The organism is Algoriphagus chordae (assembly GCF_003254055.1).
GTDB classification, from domain to species: Bacteria; Bacteroidota; Bacteroidia; order Cytophagales; family Cyclobacteriaceae; genus Algoriphagus; species Algoriphagus chordae.
Map to the genome: position 1 here is coordinate 39,470 of NZ_QKZT01000007.1, position 16,599 is coordinate 56,068.

Consider the following 16,599-nt stretch of genomic DNA (forward strand, 5'->3'; position numbering starts at 1 on the left):
GATACTATTTTCTGCTCTTTAAACCCTGAAATAAGAAGAAAAAAATTAAAGTTTTGTCGCAATGACTATGGTTTTCCGGATTACCCTCATTTCTCCAGTCAAATCATACAATTCTATCAACAGCACATAATAGCCTGATCTTAGGACCTTTCCCTGACTATCCGTTCCTGCCCAGGTAAACAATCCAGCTGTGCCCAATATTTCATTTTCTGCAAGTACTTGGATCAATTGGCCTGTGGTAGAATAAATCCTAAAACTTCCGACCCAACCTGCTTGGTCAAGTTCATAGCGAATAGTCGTAAAGGTATTTCCATTGCTTCCTTCAGGGTCAAAAACTTCAGGATCGATTTGAATCAATTCCGCTTCGAATTCACCAGAAATCACTTGAGAATTTTTCCTACCTGGAGTTGCGTATTCTTCCACTGCCGACGCCGAATACCAGTTGGCAGACAAGCTAGCCGCTGACTGGGTAGAAAGCCGCTCCAGAGAAACTCCCTTTGGGTCTTTCAGCAATGGATGATGAAGCTCTTCCGAATAAGGAAATGTCTCCGCAATATTTCCTGTAGCATCCAATAACACTACCGTACCCCCAGCTATAGGATAGCTTGGAAGTGTAGCGATATGGACAAAGGCTCCCATGGATGATCTAGCATAATCAAGCTTCAGCATATCGGGACTAGTGGTGATTGCCAAATACCCTCTTGGCGGCAAAATCAAGGAAGATTCACCGAGCTGCTTCACTTGAGCTACCTCTCCCATTTCATCAAAGTTCGCAAGCTTCCAATCTTGTATATCAAGGTAATTATCAGTTACATTGATCAATTCCACAAATTTCGGTGAACCCGCTTTTGGATTGAAAAGAAGCTCATTGATCAATACCTCTCCTTTTTCAGCCTGTACCGGCAAAACGAATTGAAATGGCTCTGTTTGCAGAAATCCATTCCCTGAGCAATCCGTCAACCCATTTATTCTTAGTCTATAAATAGTATTCGCAGTAAGATCCTCTGCAAGGAAAATCTGAATCTCTTTGGAACTCGACTGAGCGATGGAGTCAATTTGCAAACTTGGCTCAAAGACAAAGTTTACTGGATCAAATCCTGAAAGAATAGGCTTAGAAAAGCTCAATATCAGACTTTTTGAAGAGGAGAATTCTACCCTATTGAGCAGCGGGGGATTTTCATCTGGAGTCAAATCGAAAATAGAATTTTGTCTTCCTGGCGTTCCTCTCAGCGGATCAATCGATGGCTTAAGCAGATCAGACTGCTCACAGGCATAGAATGGATTTGCAACTTCCAGGCTGTATCCTCCACTGGAGTACTCAGTACCTCTCCAACTGTTCGTAGTATATGCAATCCTATCAATCGGCTTCCCTTGATCGTCCTGAAGACTTAACTGATCTCCAGAATTCAAAAGCGTAGGCCAGCTTCTTATAGGAATGATTTCTCCATATTCCATCAAAAGTAAAGTTTGGTTCTCAGGAATCAAAAGCAAGTAATCGCCAGGTTGTACCCACTTTTCTTTTAGAATCACAGTCGATTTAGAATTTGACCAAGAAACACCCTCGAGGCGGATCGCATATTCTCCAGCATGAAATATTTCCACATATTCCACATTGGGCAGGTCGAGATCAGCCTTGGGAGCTGGCATGATTTCGTTGATCAGCAGGGCTTTGGGCAGAATGGCTGAAGGATCAAAAAATTGAAAAGAAATCACCGTATCCTGCAGGAAGTTGCCTTCTAAATCTGGGACTTGTGCAATCTCTAAATCATAATAATTCCCCAGTTCTAACTCTTCCGAAAAGGTCAGATAAACCAAAGAATCCGCATTCAATCTAACTACTTCTGGTTCTTGCCCATCCAGTTTATAATTGTGTAAAAACTCAGAAAAGACAGGATCTACGGCTTCATCAAATTGAACCTCGACTTGATTATCATCATATCCTTGTACACGTACTACCATCGGCGCGGTCCGATCTACCACAAACTCCCCAAACTCAAAATCATCCATCAACCATTTTGCGCAGGTCCCAGTACCAGGACCACAGTGGATTTCTACCATTAGAAAAACCTCTTCTACAGCTTGATACTCTTCCGGAACATCCAACTCAAACATTCTGAATTCTTGGTCTTCATTCCCAAATTCATTTGCTCCTCCAAGTACTTTCCGCTCAGTATAACCACTTTCCAATTTCCCTCCCCAACGATAGTAAACTTGAGCAGGCCTATCACCAGAGCCATTTTTGACTGACCTCGCCCAGAAACGAACTTTGGGATCCTTGAGTCCTTTGGGAGAAAGTCGAATGATAAGTTCTCCATCAAATGTAGAAATTGGCTGTACGGCCAAGGCTTTGCTGCCATTCCTTCCAAGTCCCCTTAGTTGATATATCCGCGAAGAAGTACTTCTGATCTCATTTGCATACCAGTCTGGCAAAAATTCATCTGGATAGCTGATGATCGAAAAATCACTTTCAAAATCCTGAATACGACTATTGAACTCCACTTGCGACTTGTCACTCACTGCGAAAACAGTGAAAAAGATCATTTGCCAAATAAAAATTAAGCCTACCACAAGCATCTCAATTAAAAAGTCTAGACTCAATATAATATTCAAAATGATCGCAAACCACACTTTTTACCAGCATTTATACAGATTTCCTTAAAATATTCGAGAGACAGGTCTGAAAATGAATTAGTAGCTCTTACTTTTGTGCTTCAAAAATTTTCAACAACTACTTTAAATCTGATGAAATTAGCAGTGGTAGGAGCTACCGGCTTGGTAGGCTCAGAAATCCTAGAGGTGCTAGCAGAGCACAACTTCCCCTTTGACGAACTTCTATTAGTCGCCAGCGAGCGATCTGTAGGTAAACAGATTGACTATAAGGGTAAACCTTACACTGTCATCGGACTTGCAGAAGCTGTTTCTCTGAAGCCTGAAGTAGCTATATTTTCAGCAGGCGGAAGCACATCTACAGAATGGGCTCCAAAATTCGCTGAAGTAGGCACTATCGTCATCGATAATTCTTCCGCTTGGAGAATGGATGCGACCAAAAAATTGGTTGTTCCTGAGATCAATGGTAAAGAATTGACGAAAGAAGATAAGATCATCGCCAATCCAAACTGCTCTACCATACAAATGGTGCTGGCTCTAGCTCCTTTGCGTGAGCGCTACGGCATCAAAAGAGTTGTGGTGTCCACTTACCAGTCTGTGACAGGGTCGGGCAAAGCAGCGGTAGACCAGATGATGGCGGAGCGTGTAGGAGAAAAAGCCAACATGGTCTATCCGCACAAGATTGACATGAACGTGCTTCCTCACATAGATGTATTCCAAGAAAACGGCTACACGAAGGAGGAGATGAAAATGATCAAGGAGACTAAGAAAATCTTCAGCGATGATACAATCCAAGTAACTGCGACCACAGTGAGAATCCCAACTATGGGAGGACACTCTGAAGCGGTAAACGTGGAATTCAAAGAAGACTTCGACTTGACAGAAGTGCGTGAGCTACTTGCAGCTGCGCCTGGGGTAATCGTACAGGACGACCCAGCAAACAATGTCTATCCTATGCCGATCAATGCGCACAAAAAAGATGAGGTATTCGTAGGTCGCTTGAGAAGAGATGAGTCTCAGGCAAATACACTAAATATGTGGATTGTAGCTGACAACCTTAGAAAGGGCGCAGCAACCAACGCCGTGCAAATCGCTGAGTACGCGCTCGCAAACGGCTTGTTTTAATGGATTTGACCCAGTTTCATAGGGCCGACTTCCAACAATTTGTGCAGGATCATCTTATGGAAGATCCTGCACTTTTGCTTTTTAAATATCAGGGCAAAACTGATTTCGATCTAAAAGCTGCGGTGCAACAAATCTCTGCACGACAAAAGGCAGCCAAAAAACTCCCTTCTTGGGCATCCAATTCGCAATTGATTTTTCCAGCTTCCATTTCTTTGGAGCAAAGCTCATCAGAGCAAACTGCCGAATTCAAGGCTAGAGACAGGGAAGGACAAATCATGATAGATCTCACTGGAGGCTTTGGAGTAGATTTTTTTTACATGAGCCAAGGCTTTGAAACGGGGATTTATTGCGAAAGGCAACCTGAACTTTTCCAGATTTCAAAGTATAATTTGGAGCTATTGAAACCCTCCAAGGGTTCGGAACCCTTGGAGAGTTCAACTAAAAAGCTCGAGTTTTTTGAGGGTGATGGGCTTGATCACTTCGTAAAATCTAACAAGTATTTTGATTTGATCTACGCCGATCCTGCGCGTAGGGGAAAAGGCAACCAGAAGATGTATAAACTTCAGGATTGCGAGCCTGATGTGTACAGTGCCTGGGAAATGATGAAAAGTAAGTCAGATTCGATCTTATTGAAATTATCGCCAATGCTCGATATCTCCCAAGCCCTCACTGAACTTCCTGACATACAGAAAGTGCAGGTAGTCTCCGTGAAAAATGAAGTGAAAGAATTGCTTTTGCATTGGTTCAAAGAAGGAGTTGAATCTCCCTTGACCATCGAAGCGGTGGATTTGGGAGCGAAAGAATCCAGTTTTTCATTTGAGCAGCGCGAAGAAGAAATAAGTAATTCTACTTTTGGCGAGGTAGAAAAGTATTTGATTGAGCCTTTTTCAGGAATCTTGAAAGCTGGAGCTTTCAAAAGTTTTGGAGCACGATTTGGCCTGAAAAAACTTGATCCAAACAGTCATCTATATACTTCTTCTGAATTTCATAAAGATCTTCCAGCGAGAGTTTTCGAAGTAATCGATCAAGTCAACCCAAACAAAAAAGAACTTAAGCAGCGATTTCCTTTTGGCAAAGTCAATGTCATGATGCGAAATTATGCCACTGGAGCGGCTGATTTTAAAAATAAATTTGGGTTGAGGGACGGAGGAGAGGATTTTTTGATTGGAACCAAAACCCAAAGCGGTTTCAAGATCTATTGGTGTAGGCTAGCTACGCTTCAATAAAAACCTTGTGATTGGATTCGGGATTATAAATCCCAAATAGTGTTTTAGAACAAATTTGAAGCATATAAAAATCAGCTAATTAGTCCAGCTTCTGGAGAAGCAGGACAACTATTAAAACTGTACCCTCTGCGAAACCTTTACGCACTTTGTGGTTAAAAAGAAAAAAGTGAAGGATTACTCCTTCACTTCTTCATAATCGACGTATTCTCCGCCTTTAATTTCATGCTTTCGTTTTTCTTGCTGCTTTTGAGGCACGTAGTCTACAATGATCTCATCCTTTGAGGCAGAAGCATGCCGCTGAGCACGTTGCTCCTCTTTCGCCACTTCATTTACATGCCTAGCAAATTTGGCCAATTTGCTTCTAAGAAAATATCGGATTAGTTGGCCAAGTAGCCAACCAACTCCGAGCACTATTACAAGAAATTTCCACACAATACTTAACGTTTTATTAGTTTCTTATCTACTCAAATACAGATTTCTCTCTGCGTAGATTTTCAAGAAATAATCATCCATCAGATCATCGATAAAGTAAATCGCTTCACCGGTAGATTTCATTTCAGGTCCCAATTCTTTATTTACTTTAGGGAATTTATGGAAAGAGAAAACTGGCTCCTTGATCGCATAACCTTTTTTGTAAGGTTTGAATTCAAAATCAGTTACTTTTTTCTCTCCCAACATCACCTTTACGGCATAGTTTACATAAGGTTCTCTGTACGCTTTGCAAATAAATGGCACCGTACGAGATGCTCTTGGGTTTGCCTCGATGATGTAAACCTTGTCATTTTTGATCGCAAACTGAATATTGATCAAGCCTACAGTTTTCAGAGCAAGTGCAATTTTCTCTGTATAAGTTTCGATCTGACGAATCACCAAATCCCCCAAGTTGTAAGGGGGTAGCACTGCATAAGAATCACCTGAGTGAATTCCCGCCGGCTCGATATGCTGCATGATTCCGATGATATATACATTCTCTCCATCACAAATCGCATCAGCTTCTGCTTCGATAGCTCCTTCCAAGAAGTGATCCAGCAGGATCTCATTATTCGGAATATCTTTCAACACAGTCACGACATGCTGCTCCAATTCCTTCTCATTGATCACGATCTTCATTCCTTGACCTCCTAATACGTAACTAGGACGCACCAAAAGCGGGAAACCAATCGTCTTGCAAAGCTCTAAGGCTTCGTCGGTATTGTGAATCGTTCCAAACTCAGGATATGGAACATCCAGATCTTTCAGAAGAGCTGAGAATCTTCCTCTATCCTCTGCTAGATCCAATGCTTCGAAGCTGGTTCCGATGATCTTGATACCGTACTTCTCCATCTTCTCAGCAAGCTTCAAAGCCGTCTGACCACCCAATTGGACAATCACACCCTCAGGCTGCTCGTGAAGGATAATTTCGTAAATATGCTCCCAGAACACTGGTTCGAAGTACAGTTTATCTGCAATATCGAAATCAGTAGAAACCGTCTCAGGATTACAGTTGATCATAATGGTCTCGTAGCCACATTCCTTGGCTGCCAATACCCCATGAACACAAGAGTAATCAAACTCAATTCCCTGTCCTACTCGGTTTGGTCCTGATCCAAGTACTACTACTTTTTTACGATCAGATTTTACTGATTCATTTTCAGAGCCAAAAGAAGAATAATAATATGGCGTTTTCGCCTCAAATTCAGCTGCGCAGGTATCTACTAACTTATACACTCGCTTGATTCCCATCTCCTTGTATCGCTTATCGAAAACTTCGCTTTCCAAGCAATCTAACAAGTGTGCAATTTGACGATCCGCATAGCCTTTACGCTTAGCCAAATCCATCACTTCCAATGGAATGGTATCTAGCTTATATTTTTCAATCTCCTTTTCAAGGTGTATTAACTCTTCGATTTGCTTCAAGAACCACTTATCGATCTTGGTCAAATCCTGAATCGTACGGAAAGAGATTCCAAGTTTGAAGGCATCATAGACGTGGAACAATCTATTCCAACTAGGATTAGCAAGAGAATATAAAATCTCGTCTTGATTACGAAGTTCTTTGCCATCGGCCCCAAGACCATTTCTCTTGATTTCAAGTGATTGACAAGCCTTCTGAAGTGCTTCTTGGAAGTTTCTACCGATACCCATCACTTCACCCACAGACTTCATGGATAGACCAAGTCTTCTGTCAGCTCCTTTGAATTTGTCAAAGTTCCAACGAGGAACCTTTACAATCACATAATCTATTGTAGGCTCAAAAAATGCTGAAGTTGTTCCAGTAATAGAGTTTTTCAACTCATCCAGATTATATCCTATTGCTAGTTTAGCAGCTACCTTTGCAATCGGGTAACCAGTTGCTTTTGAAGCCAAAGCCGAAGAGCGGGAAACTCGTGGATTGATCTCGATACCGATGATCTCAGAATTATCAGGACTTACTGAGAACTGCACATTACAGCCTCCTGCAAAATTCCCGATGCTATTCATCATTGTGATCGCGAAGTTCCTCATACGCTGATAGGTCGTATCTGGCAAAGTCATCGCTGGAGCCACCGTGATAGAGTCACCTGTATGCACTCCCATCGGATCAAAGTTCTCGATAGAACAGATCACGATCATGTTGCCGATATTATCGCGCATCACTTCCAGCTCGTATTCTTTCCAGCCAATGATACTCTGTTCGATCAGAACTTCGTGAACTGGAGAAGCTTGAAGTCCAGCTACAAGCGCTTTTTCGAATTCATCTTCCGTTTCCACAAAAGCTCCACCGGCTCCACCTAGGGTATAGGAAGCTCTGATGATCAATGGGAAACCAATTTCTTGTGCGATTTCTTTTCCTTGAAGGAAAGAGGTAGCCGTACCACCTTTACATACACCGACACCGATTTTCTCCATCAGTGCCTTGAATTTCTCACGGTTTTCGGCAGTATCGATCGCATCGATATCTACGCCGATCATATTCACACCATACTTTGCCCAGACTCCACCTTTTTCGCAGTCTATTGCTAGATTCAATGCAGTTTGTCCACCCATGGTAGGCAGAACAGCATCTATATCCGGGTGATCTTTGAGGATTTGTACGATGGATTTCTTTTCCAAAGGAAGCAAATACACATTATCGGCCGTGACCGGATCAGTCATGATCGTTGCAGGATTGGAATTGATCAGCGTCACAGTGATGCCTTCTTCACGAAGAGATCTGGATGCTTGGGAACCTGCGTAATCAAATTCGCAAGCTTGACCAATAACGATGGGACCTGAACCAATGATGAGAACGTGCTTGATACTGCTATCTTTAGGCATTAGAGAGGGAGATTGAAGAGAAAGTTTTGCTTAAGTCCAAATTGGGGCAAAATTAAAAAAATATTCTGAAGGGGCACGGTAAAAAGGGAAAGAAATCCAATAAGTCTCATAAAGCGTTTGCAATGATAACCTGACTTTGTTTCGAAAATCACAAAGATTTGGGCAACAATAATTGGTAAACCAATTTTTCGCCTTTATTATTGTTGAATCATCAAGAACGCAAAAAATAAAATTTGCCTTCCTGTTTTTTCCAAAAAAAATGAATTAGTAAAACATCCTATTGATGAATAAAAGAATAATCACACTTGGCGAAATCATGCTACGCCTTTCTACACCTGGACATGAGCGTTTTGTAAATACGCAATCCTATGAAGTCAATTATGGTGGAGCAGAAGCAAATGTGGCCGTTTCTCTTGCTTTTTGGGGATTGTCAGCTGCGCATGTCACGTCATTTCCAGACCATGAAATCGGCCATGCCGCTATAAATACACTTCGATTTTCAGGTGTGGACACCTCTTTGATTCGATTCAATGAAGGAAGAATGGGCGTTTACTTTGTAGAGCATGGCACCATGCAGCGTTCCTCAAAAATCATTTATGATCGTTTTGATTCTGCCTTTGCAAAGGTCAATGTGAAAGATTTTGATTGGGAAGCGATTTTTGAAGGTGCAGATTGGTTTCACTGGACAGGAATTACGCCTGCCATTTCGCAATCCGCAGCTGATCTTTGCAAGGCCGCGGTGAAAGCCGCTGCTAAGCTTGGTGTAAAAATCAGCGCCGACATCAATTACCGTAGAAACTTATGGCAATACGGAAAAGGCCCGTTGGACATTATGCCAGAACTGATCGAACCATCGCATCTGATCATCGCTGGTCTGACCGACTTCGAAAATTGTATGGGGATCACAGAAACGGACTATTTGCAAGCTTGTGAAAAAGCCAAATCCATGTGTTCAGCTTTGAAATATGTGTCGAATACACAGCGCGATTCTATCAGTGCATCAGAGAATAATCTGAGTGGAATTCTTTGGAATGGGGAAGCGATGCTCGAATCCAAAACCTACGAAATGACGCATATCGTGGACAGAATCGGAGGAGGCGACGCCTATATGGCGGGCTTGATTTATGGTTTACTCCACTTAGAAGACCAAAATGCACTGGACTTTGCAGTGGCAGCATCAGTTCTGAAGCACTCCATCCCAGGAGATGCTAACTTCGTCTCTTTAGACGAGGTCAATCAGCTGGTGGAAGGAAAAAATGTAGGTAAACTTTTACGTTAAAAACTATTATGAAATTTTCAAACGAAGAAATGCTTCAAGCCATGGAAGCTACGGGAATGATTCCTGTATTCAACCATGTAGACATAGCAGTGGCAAAAGGCGTTCTAGACGCTTCTTATAAGGCAGGAATTCGAGTGTTTGAATTCACCAACCGAACTGCTAACTCCCTAGAGGTTTTTAAGGAGCTTTACGATTACGCTGCCAAGTATCCAGACTTAGTGATGGGCATAGGCACCATTTTCACCACTGAACAAGCGGAATCTTTCATTGAAGCAGGGGCAGACTTTATTGTTTCCCCAGCTCTGATCCGCGAACTAGCGGTTTACTGTAACTCTAAGGATGTTTTCTGGATTCCAGGATGCGCTACCATGTCTGAGATTTTTCAGGCGAAAAAACTAGGCGCAAGCCTTGTGAAGGCCTTTCCGGGAAATGTAGTAGGTTCAGCATTTGTGGCTGCTGCTAAGTCAGTATATCCAGAACTACACATCATGCCCACTGGCGGAGTAGAACCAACGGAAGAAAATCTAAAAGAATGGTTTGATGCGGGAGTGTACTGCGTGGGAATGGGCTCTCAGCTTTTCAAGAAAGATTGGATCAAGAATCAGCAATACGAGCTCTTGGAGAATAAAATAGCGGATACGCTGAAGATTATTCAAAGCTGTAAGTCGTAGATAGTGTAAGTGGTAAGTTGTTTTAATGTAATAACTTACCACTTACAATTTTTACATATTACAAATCCCTCTGCTCAATCGTTTCCTTAATATTCCCAGAAACCTTATGCAGCTTTTTCAACTTCAAGGAGAACCAGATCACTCCAGCTCCAATGAATATAAACGTCAATGCAGTCATAGTAACCAAGGTCAATCCAATAACAGCAGGATTCCAAATCAGAAGGAAAGCAAGCACAACCCCTAAAATACTCATCCAAAGCATGGACTGATATTCATCCCCATGGTCTTTCAAACTAAAGGCAAAACTGACTCCAGCAATCGCACGGAACATTATCCCAAAACCAACATAAAGTGGCAAAGTAGCCATAGAAAGTGCTGGATTGGACAGAAGTAAAACACCAATTAAAGCACTAAAAATACCGGAAGCCAGAAACCAGCCCCAGTTATCAATAGTATCTTTATTACCCAGTGCAAAAGAAATTTCCGCTATTCCTGAAAGCAAAAAAGAAATACTGAAAAAGGTAGCCAGCACTAAGTACGAAGCTAATGGAGTTCGGAAAACCCATATTCCTAAGAGAACAAATATCACTCCTATTATGGTAATCAAATACCAGTGTGACAATGCTTTTTTGATGGATTTCAAGGGTTGTGTTGGCATAAAAAGAAAGTATTTTGATTAAAGTATAAATGTTAAAGTATAAAATTTTACAACCTAGTAGGACTAATCAGTTCGTAATACTGCTCCAATAAAAGTACTCCAAAATTCTTTGATTTCATTTCGCTGATCTTTCGAAAGCCCATTTTCCCGTACAAACTAGCCGCAGCATCCATTCCTAAAGAAGTGTACAAATAGGCCGCGTCATAGTTACATTCTCCGAAGAACTCCATCCATTCTTTCATCAGCCTGCTTCCAATACCAAAACCACGAAATTCTTTCGCCAAGATGAAGTACCTCAACTGGGCTCGGTTTGTGGGTCTATGCATCAGTAAAACAAAGCCCACCATTTTCCCCTCGCTTTCTACTACCCAAACTTTGTCTTTTTTCAAATTGTAAGCACGATAGAATTCAAGCAAGCTTTCCATCACATAAGCTTCAAAGCCCAGCCCAAAATCATGCTCTTCCGAATAGACCTTACCATGCAAAGCAGCCACCTGCCCAAGATCACCAGGCTTTAAGGTGTTTCTGATTAAAAATTCAGGAGGATTATGCATTCAATTAAAGTATAAAAAAATCGTGAGAACTTAGTCTAGCTTGAATTAAAAAAAGAATCCCAAACTGAGCTTCTTCCTAATTAGAATCGCAACATATCCTTACAAAAACTCCGCAGGAATATCAAAAACAGCTATCCCTGGATCCTCATCTGTAGTGATACCGTAGATTTTCCCCAATTTTTCATCTACTTCCAAACTTCTTAAGGAAATGTCCAAATTGAGTTTCCCTACTACCTCACCGTTGTGAGTCACGATATAAATTGTTTTTGCGATTTCATTGGTTTGATTGATATGAGCTTGGTTAAATCCTCCATACAAGTCATAAATATATTTTTCGCCAATTGCTACATCTCTGTGACCATAAGCATTTTCAGGATTGAAAATAACGGTAGATTGACCATTTGAGTGCCGAATATTAAAATCTGGCAGTTCTACTCTTGGCCCTTCAACAATGTCAAATTTTTTGGTGTCGAAATGAAAAATTTCCAATCTATCTCTATAAATACTAGCTTTTACAAATAATCCAAGTGCCCTATTTGCTTTGAACCATCCTTTATTTAGCTCACCCAAATGATAATTAATCAATGGATCTTCGTAATCAATAAGCATTTCTGTTTCTGGTATTTTTTCCCAAGTACCGTAACCGGCAATCCGCTTTCCATCTCTAATAGAATATTCAGCTAAGCGGTTGAGATCATTTGCCATCAAACCAATTATTGTACTATCTGTAGCATGATAACTCAGGTAAACCATATACAGGTCATCTGGTTGTTTGTATTCACTTATTGCAAGTCGAGCGTTATTTGTCAAAGAAAATTCGGAAAACCTTTTGCTCTGGCTACTATAGTTTAAAAATGTACTATCGGTAAATCCTTCCTCGATTAGAGTGGCATTAGAAATCTCCAATGGGCCAAACCCAGTTATCCCTTTCGGGTATAAATAAGTTGAATTATTCTTGTTAAATACATGTAAGAGAGGCTGTTCTGGACCTATTCTTGGGTTCTCAGAAATAATTAAATATTCTCCCACTTTATTTATCTTCATGGGATTTATTAGTTCTGGGTAGTATTTTTTTACTGATTTAAGATTGTATATCTCTTGATCAGAAAGATCAAAAGAATTCCTTTTGGAAGCTGTAGAACAGCTTAATAATAAAAACCAATAAAAAAGGAGAATACTGATCTATACATTACTAAATATAAATTTGCCTGCCAAAAGTATTTGGCAGGCGTTCAAATTAGTGTGGTTAATGAATGGTACAAGTTGCTGCTCCGACACGTTTCTCATCGTATTCCCAATGACCACCTAGTGCATCAGTACATCCACTTGAATCCGCCAAACAGCAAATCCAATCGAACTTTTCCTCCTCTGCATGCGCACTAGAAGGGTTTCCCACAAAGAAGGCAAACGACATTGCCATCATCCCCAAAGTGAGACCGAATACTTTCATTTTGTTTTTCATAATCAACTTGTTTTGGTTAAAGTATAGTTCAAACTAAAAACTAGCCAGTTAACTAAGGACATTAACTATAGGAGTGGTGTTTTTTTTGCAAGCGGTAAATGGCTTGTGCGAAAATAATAAAACACTAGTTATAACACACATGGCATAAAATATAAGACCATAAATATATACTCCAGTCCAGCTTCTGGAGAAGCAGGAGAATCCCTCCGTGTCCACCGTGGTTAAAACCAAAAAAAATTAGCCGCCCAAAGCTGGACGGCTATTCGATTAACCTTCGGTATAGTTGAAACTATCAACTTGCTCCTTGATCCAGTCGTAGTATTTTTCCTTGCGGAATTCGACCCAGTCCTTTTTGTATTTGGAATCTTCGATCAGAAACTTGAAAGCTGTATTTGCCTTTGGCTTGGTGAGTGAACTTACCAAATCATCGGCTAGGCTTTTTTCTTTGACCCTTCGGTCAATAAAATCCTGCATCATCTGATGCTCCTGAGCTGGCTCCATCTGGGTAAACTCGGCATAATTGTCCGGGTTTTCTTCGATTTCGTCTAGCACATCCTCTTCTGCCTCAGTCAGATCATAATTGTAATAATCCTCATCATCTGGCATCTGATGAATTCTTTTCTTGTCGATCTGATAGAAACAGATCATTCCTTTGAGCAATTGGGTTGAGATAAGGTCTATCTCCTTTTCAGTAAGCGTAAGCATTGATGGTTTACAAAATTTTCAGAAAATAGTGAAAGTCGAATTCTGATTAAATTCTAGTTTAAGTAAGCAATTGAAGCACCAATATAGTTGGATTTACTCACTTGATTCAAGAATTCTCGAAAGCATTTCAATATCTATTTCATGCCCCCCTCGAAAAATCATGGTTTTCACATCCTTGTTCAAATTTTTGATCAATTCCTGCTGTATTTCAATGCTTTCTGGCCTGATCATATCATCTTGATCTCCCATAACCAAGGAAACTTCTGTCTGCGAAAATTTCTCACGGGCATCTTCCAACACCATGTCCTGAGCAAATCCACCTGACCACAGTACCAATTGATCTACTTCACCCGCCCAGCGACTTGCCCAGCGCGTGGCAGTAGCCGCTCCCTGTGAGAATCCCAGTAACTTGATGGTGGGTATATCCTTATACTGCGAAAGTAGATTCTCCATCAAGAGATCTAAATACCTATGATTATTTTGGATGGATAACTCCCGCTCATGCTTCGTCATCCAGTTTGCCCCAACTCTTCCTGCAAAACCTTTCAGATAGCCATAATTCGTGGCTTCAGGTGCTATAAAAAGTCGGTCCGAGGAATCGAATTCTTGGAATTTCCGGATGAAAAACTCCGCTAATTGCCCATATCCATGCAAGATCAGCCAGATTTCTTTCTCTTCAAAAGTCGGCTCATGAGATACGGAATACTGCGCTTGATATTGGAAATTGATGCTTTTTTTCAAAACTCTTTATGAATGTTTAGCAAAACCGATGTAAGTTATTGGAATCTATCGGCAAGGTTCAAATTGAGGTAATTCCCCCTTTTCAAAGGGGGCCAGGGGGATTTCAAAATACGAAACACTAATTAGGGCAGTCTTTTGATCAAGGAATTAGTTTAACTCTACCCGTTCAAATCGTCAAACTTAAAAGGCAAAAGCGTCTGAATCCCTTGGAAACGGAGTACGCTTCCATCAGGATTCTGGATCAAAATAGTCATTGGGCGATCAAATCTCATTTCCATTTCGTTGATCGTCTGCCGACAAAGTCCACAGGGCGACACACTAGCCCAAATCTCCTCGCCTTTTCTGCGCGCTACTATCGCTATCTCCCTCACTGCGAGATCTGGGAAATTGGCTCCGGCATAGCCAAGCACCAAGCGTTCGGCACAAACTCCTACTGGAAAACTTACATTTTCCTGATTGCTGGATTGTAGAATTTCCCCAGACGCCAGCCGTACAGCCGCGCCTACATGAAAGTTGGAATAAGGCGCATAGGCGCTTTCAGAAACTTTTCTCGCCCTCATCATCAGCTGCTGCTCCTCTATCGTCAACTCCTCCCAAGCTAGTTCTTCAAACTCAGCTTCTATTTTTATTTTCTTGCTCATGGTTCTGTCTTTGGAGTTTTCCAAACGATCAAGGTAGGAAATTGTTCCATTCAATAATCTCTACACAATTTTTTACCCTAAAATAAAATCTCCATTTTAGCCATAATTAGGAGCATTCATAATGTTTGCACGTTAAACTACTTTCAGTAAAATTTGGTGCCTAAATGAACCAACTCCCCCTTTTTTAAAGGGGGTAGGGGGATTTGGGTACTTGACATCACTTTATGAGTTTTACCCGCAGGGTTACTAAAAATAGTATAGATCGATTAAGCATGCATACAATTCTGATTTTAGGCGGCGGAAAATCAGCCATATATTTAATAGACTTCCTAGCTGAAAGCTGTCAACCCAAATCCCGTAAATTGATTTTGGCGGACATCAATCTGGCTTCCGCTAAGGAAAAGCTTAAAGATCAGCCAAATACCGAAGCTCGTCAGCTCGACATAGAAAATGTAGCTGCCCGGCAGTCGCTGATCAAAGAAGCTGATGTAGTGATCTCCATGCTTCCTGCTTTTATGCACCCTACGATAGCAAAGGACTGTTTGGAGTTTGGAAAGCATTTTTTCTCGGCATCTTACGAGTCGGAGGAAATGCGTGAAATGAGGTCTGAAATCGAAGCAAAAAGCTTGTTTTTCCTGAACGAATGCGGTCTTGACCCAGGCATTGATCACATGTCCGCCATGCAGATCATCAACTCGGCGAAGTCAAAAGGCGAAGAAATCACCTCCTTCAAATCCTATTGTGGTGGGCTCCTCGCACCACAATCCGAAGACAATCCCTGGAAATACAAGTTCACCTGGAATCCAAGAAACGTGGTTTTGGCTGGACAGGGAACTTCACGTTACATTGAAAATGGGGATTTGAAGTTTGTTCCTTATCATCAGCTTTTCAACCGACTCGAAACCCTCCAGTTTTCAGGATTGGGGGATTTTGACGGCTATCCCAATCGGGATTCACTCAGCTACAGAAAGGTTTATGGATTGGAAAATATCAGCACCATGCTACGCGGAACGCTCAGAAGAGCGGGTTACTGCAAAGCCTGGAATGTATTTGTGCAGCTGGGAATCTGTGATGATTCTTTCCAGATGAATCTGTCAGAAGGAACGACTTTGAGACAGTTCCTAAACACATTTTTGCCTTACGACCCAGCACTTTCGGTGGAAGAAAAGCTCGGAAACCTGATCCCTGATTTTGATTTTCCTACATGGGAGAAAATCCAGTGGCTGGGATTTTTCGGAAATGATTTGCTTCCAAAAACAACAGGTTCTCCAGCAGCGATTCTTCAAGCTATTTTAGAGAAAAACTGGAAGCTTTACCCAGAGGACAAGGACATGATTGTGATGCAGCATCTTTTTGAACTCAAAACTCCAGAAGGCATCAAAGAAGTCAGATCAAGCCTAGTTTGCTTCGGTGAAGACGCTACCTATACGGCGATGGCAAAGACGGTGGGACTTCCGATGGCAATTGCTGTTGATCTCTTTCTAGATGGGAAAATCAATTTAACAGGCCTCCATCTGCCTGTGCTTGCAGAGATTTACACTCCGATTTTGGCCGGGTTAAAAAATCATGGAATTAGCTTCCTGGAACAGGAAAAGTTATATAAGCCTGACTAAGCAATTGAAACATTCTCTGGCCAGCAGTTATATTTCAGCTT

General features: G+C 41.4%; 15 protein-coding genes. 5 read left to right on the forward strand and 10 right to left on the reverse strand.

Translation table 11 applies throughout. The features are described from left to right. Positions 1 to 45 precede the first annotated feature (45 nt). The gene (locus LV85_RS09095; RefSeq protein WP_158531163.1) at positions 46 to 2,541 is read right to left on the reverse strand and encodes a lamin tail domain-containing protein; all 2,496 of its coding nucleotides are present in this window, start codon (positions 2,539 to 2,541) and stop codon (positions 46 to 48) included. 201 nt (positions 2,542 to 2,742) lie between these two features. On the opposite strand from LV85_RS09095, the gene LV85_RS09100 reads away from it, so the two are divergent. Both LV85_RS09100 and LV85_RS09105 read left to right on the forward strand, forming a co-directional pair. Then, positions 2,743 to 3,732: an aspartate-semialdehyde dehydrogenase gene (locus LV85_RS09100; protein ID WP_111318564.1), complete on the forward strand. Its 990-nt coding sequence runs from the start codon at positions 2,743 to 2,745 to the stop codon at positions 3,730 to 3,732. Next, the gene (locus LV85_RS09105) at positions 3,732 to 4,958 is read left to right on the forward strand and encodes a THUMP-like domain-containing protein (RefSeq protein ID WP_111318566.1); all 1,227 of its coding nucleotides are present in this window, start codon (positions 3,732 to 3,734) and stop codon (positions 4,956 to 4,958) included. The genes LV85_RS09100 and LV85_RS09105 overlap by 1 nt, the downstream gene beginning before the upstream one ends. Before the next feature lie 174 nt (positions 4,959 to 5,132). On the opposite strand, the gene LV85_RS09110 is transcribed toward LV85_RS09105, so the two are convergent. Together LV85_RS09110 and carB are read right to left on the reverse strand one after the other, a co-directional pair. Beyond that, complete coding sequence (locus LV85_RS09110) at positions 5,133 to 5,390, reverse strand: DUF4834 family protein (RefSeq protein WP_111318568.1); 258 nt, start codon at positions 5,388 to 5,390, stop codon at positions 5,133 to 5,135. A gap of 24 nt (positions 5,391 to 5,414) precedes the next feature. Then, complete coding sequence (gene carB / locus LV85_RS09115; protein ID WP_111318570.1) at positions 5,415 to 8,234, reverse strand: carbamoyl-phosphate synthase large subunit; 2,820 nt, start codon at positions 8,232 to 8,234, stop codon at positions 5,415 to 5,417. 283 nt (positions 8,235 to 8,517) lie between these two features. On the opposite strand from carB, the gene LV85_RS09120 reads away from it, so the two are divergent. Both LV85_RS09120 and eda read left to right on the forward strand, forming a co-directional pair. Then, positions 8,518 to 9,513 (forward strand): sugar kinase, encoded by a 996-nt coding sequence (locus tag LV85_RS09120; RefSeq protein ID WP_111318572.1) that lies wholly within the window; start codon positions 8,518 to 8,520, stop codon positions 9,511 to 9,513. A gap of 8 nt (positions 9,514 to 9,521) precedes the next feature. Beyond that, the gene (gene eda / locus LV85_RS09125; protein ID WP_111318574.1) at positions 9,522 to 10,184 is read left to right on the forward strand and encodes a bifunctional 4-hydroxy-2-oxoglutarate aldolase/2-dehydro-3-deoxy-phosphogluconate aldolase; all 663 of its coding nucleotides are present in this window, start codon (positions 9,522 to 9,524) and stop codon (positions 10,182 to 10,184) included. 58 nt (positions 10,185 to 10,242) lie between these two features. Here eda and LV85_RS09130 read toward each other — a convergent pair whose 3' ends face one another. The 7 genes from LV85_RS09130 to LV85_RS09160 all read right to left on the reverse strand — a co-directional run bounded on the left by LV85_RS09130 (position 10,243) and on the right by LV85_RS09160 (position 14,945). Continuing rightward, the gene (locus tag LV85_RS09130; RefSeq protein WP_111318576.1) at positions 10,243 to 10,842 is read right to left on the reverse strand and encodes an HdeD family acid-resistance protein; all 600 of its coding nucleotides are present in this window, start codon (positions 10,840 to 10,842) and stop codon (positions 10,243 to 10,245) included. 47 nt (positions 10,843 to 10,889) lie between these two features. After that, positions 10,890 to 11,396 (reverse strand): GNAT family N-acetyltransferase, encoded by a 507-nt coding sequence (locus tag LV85_RS09135; RefSeq protein WP_111318578.1) that lies wholly within the window; start codon positions 11,394 to 11,396, stop codon positions 10,890 to 10,892. A gap of 99 nt (positions 11,397 to 11,495) precedes the next feature. Further along, on the reverse strand, positions 11,496 to 12,578 hold the full coding sequence (locus LV85_RS09140; protein WP_317046442.1) for a BF3164 family lipoprotein: 1,083 nt from the start codon (positions 12,576 to 12,578) through the stop codon (positions 11,496 to 11,498). 64 nt (positions 12,579 to 12,642) lie between these two features. Next, the gene (locus tag LV85_RS09145) at positions 12,643 to 12,858 is read right to left on the reverse strand and encodes a hypothetical protein (RefSeq protein ID WP_111318582.1); all 216 of its coding nucleotides are present in this window, start codon (positions 12,856 to 12,858) and stop codon (positions 12,643 to 12,645) included. A gap of 267 nt (positions 12,859 to 13,125) precedes the next feature. Further along, on the reverse strand, positions 13,126 to 13,563 hold the full coding sequence (locus tag LV85_RS09150; RefSeq protein WP_111318584.1) for a UPF0158 family protein: 438 nt from the start codon (positions 13,561 to 13,563) through the stop codon (positions 13,126 to 13,128). Between the two features lie 93 nt (positions 13,564 to 13,656). Next, entirely contained in the window at positions 13,657 to 14,304 is a 648-nt protein-coding gene (locus LV85_RS09155) for an alpha/beta hydrolase (RefSeq protein WP_111318586.1), read from the reverse strand. 158 nt (positions 14,305 to 14,462) lie between these two features. Continuing rightward, a complete protein-coding gene (locus tag LV85_RS09160; RefSeq protein ID WP_111318931.1) occupies positions 14,463 to 14,945 on the reverse strand; it encodes a cytidine deaminase in 483 nt (160 codons plus the stop codon). A 272-nt stretch (positions 14,946 to 15,217) separates the two neighbouring features. Here LV85_RS09160 and LV85_RS09165 point away from each other — a divergent pair, with 272 nt between their 5' ends. After that, positions 15,218 to 16,558: a saccharopine dehydrogenase C-terminal domain-containing protein gene (locus LV85_RS09165; RefSeq protein WP_111318588.1), complete on the forward strand. Its 1,341-nt coding sequence runs from the start codon at positions 15,218 to 15,220 to the stop codon at positions 16,556 to 16,558. Positions 16,559 to 16,599: the final 41 nt, after the last annotated feature.

What these genes read in the sequence shown, in the direction of transcription:
- LV85_RS09160 (WP_111318931.1), bottom strand. Translation starts at nt 14,945, where the DNA reads ATGAGCAAGAAAATAAAAATAGAAGCTGAGTTTGAAGAACTAGCTTGG.
- LV85_RS09095 (WP_158531163.1), bottom strand. Translation starts at nt 2,541, where the DNA reads ATGATCTTTTTCACTGTTTTCGCAGTGAGTGACAAGTCGCAAGTGGAG.
- LV85_RS09145 (WP_111318582.1), bottom strand. Translation starts at nt 12,858, where the DNA reads ATGAAAAACAAAATGAAAGTATTCGGTCTCACTTTGGGGATGATGGCA.
- LV85_RS09105 (WP_111318566.1), top strand. Translation starts at nt 3,732, where the DNA reads ATGGATTTGACCCAGTTTCATAGGGCCGACTTCCAACAATTTGTGCAG.
- LV85_RS09120 (WP_111318572.1), top strand. Translation starts at nt 8,518, where the DNA reads ATGAATAAAAGAATAATCACACTTGGCGAAATCATGCTACGCCTTTCT.
- eda (WP_111318574.1), top strand. Translation starts at nt 9,522, where the DNA reads ATGAAATTTTCAAACGAAGAAATGCTTCAAGCCATGGAAGCTACGGGA.
- LV85_RS09135 (WP_111318578.1), bottom strand. Translation starts at nt 11,396, where the DNA reads ATGCATAATCCTCCTGAATTTTTAATCAGAAACACCTTAAAGCCTGGT.
- LV85_RS09150 (WP_111318584.1), bottom strand. Translation starts at nt 13,563, where the DNA reads ATGCTTACGCTTACTGAAAAGGAGATAGACCTTATCTCAACCCAATTG.
- carB (WP_111318570.1), bottom strand. Translation starts at nt 8,234, where the DNA reads ATGCCTAAAGATAGCAGTATCAAGCACGTTCTCATCATTGGTTCAGGT.
- LV85_RS09100 (WP_111318564.1), top strand. Translation starts at nt 2,743, where the DNA reads ATGAAATTAGCAGTGGTAGGAGCTACCGGCTTGGTAGGCTCAGAAATC.
- LV85_RS09130 (WP_111318576.1), bottom strand. Translation starts at nt 10,842, where the DNA reads ATGCCAACACAACCCTTGAAATCCATCAAAAAAGCATTGTCACACTGG.
- LV85_RS09165 (WP_111318588.1), top strand. Translation starts at nt 15,218, where the DNA reads ATGCATACAATTCTGATTTTAGGCGGCGGAAAATCAGCCATATATTTA.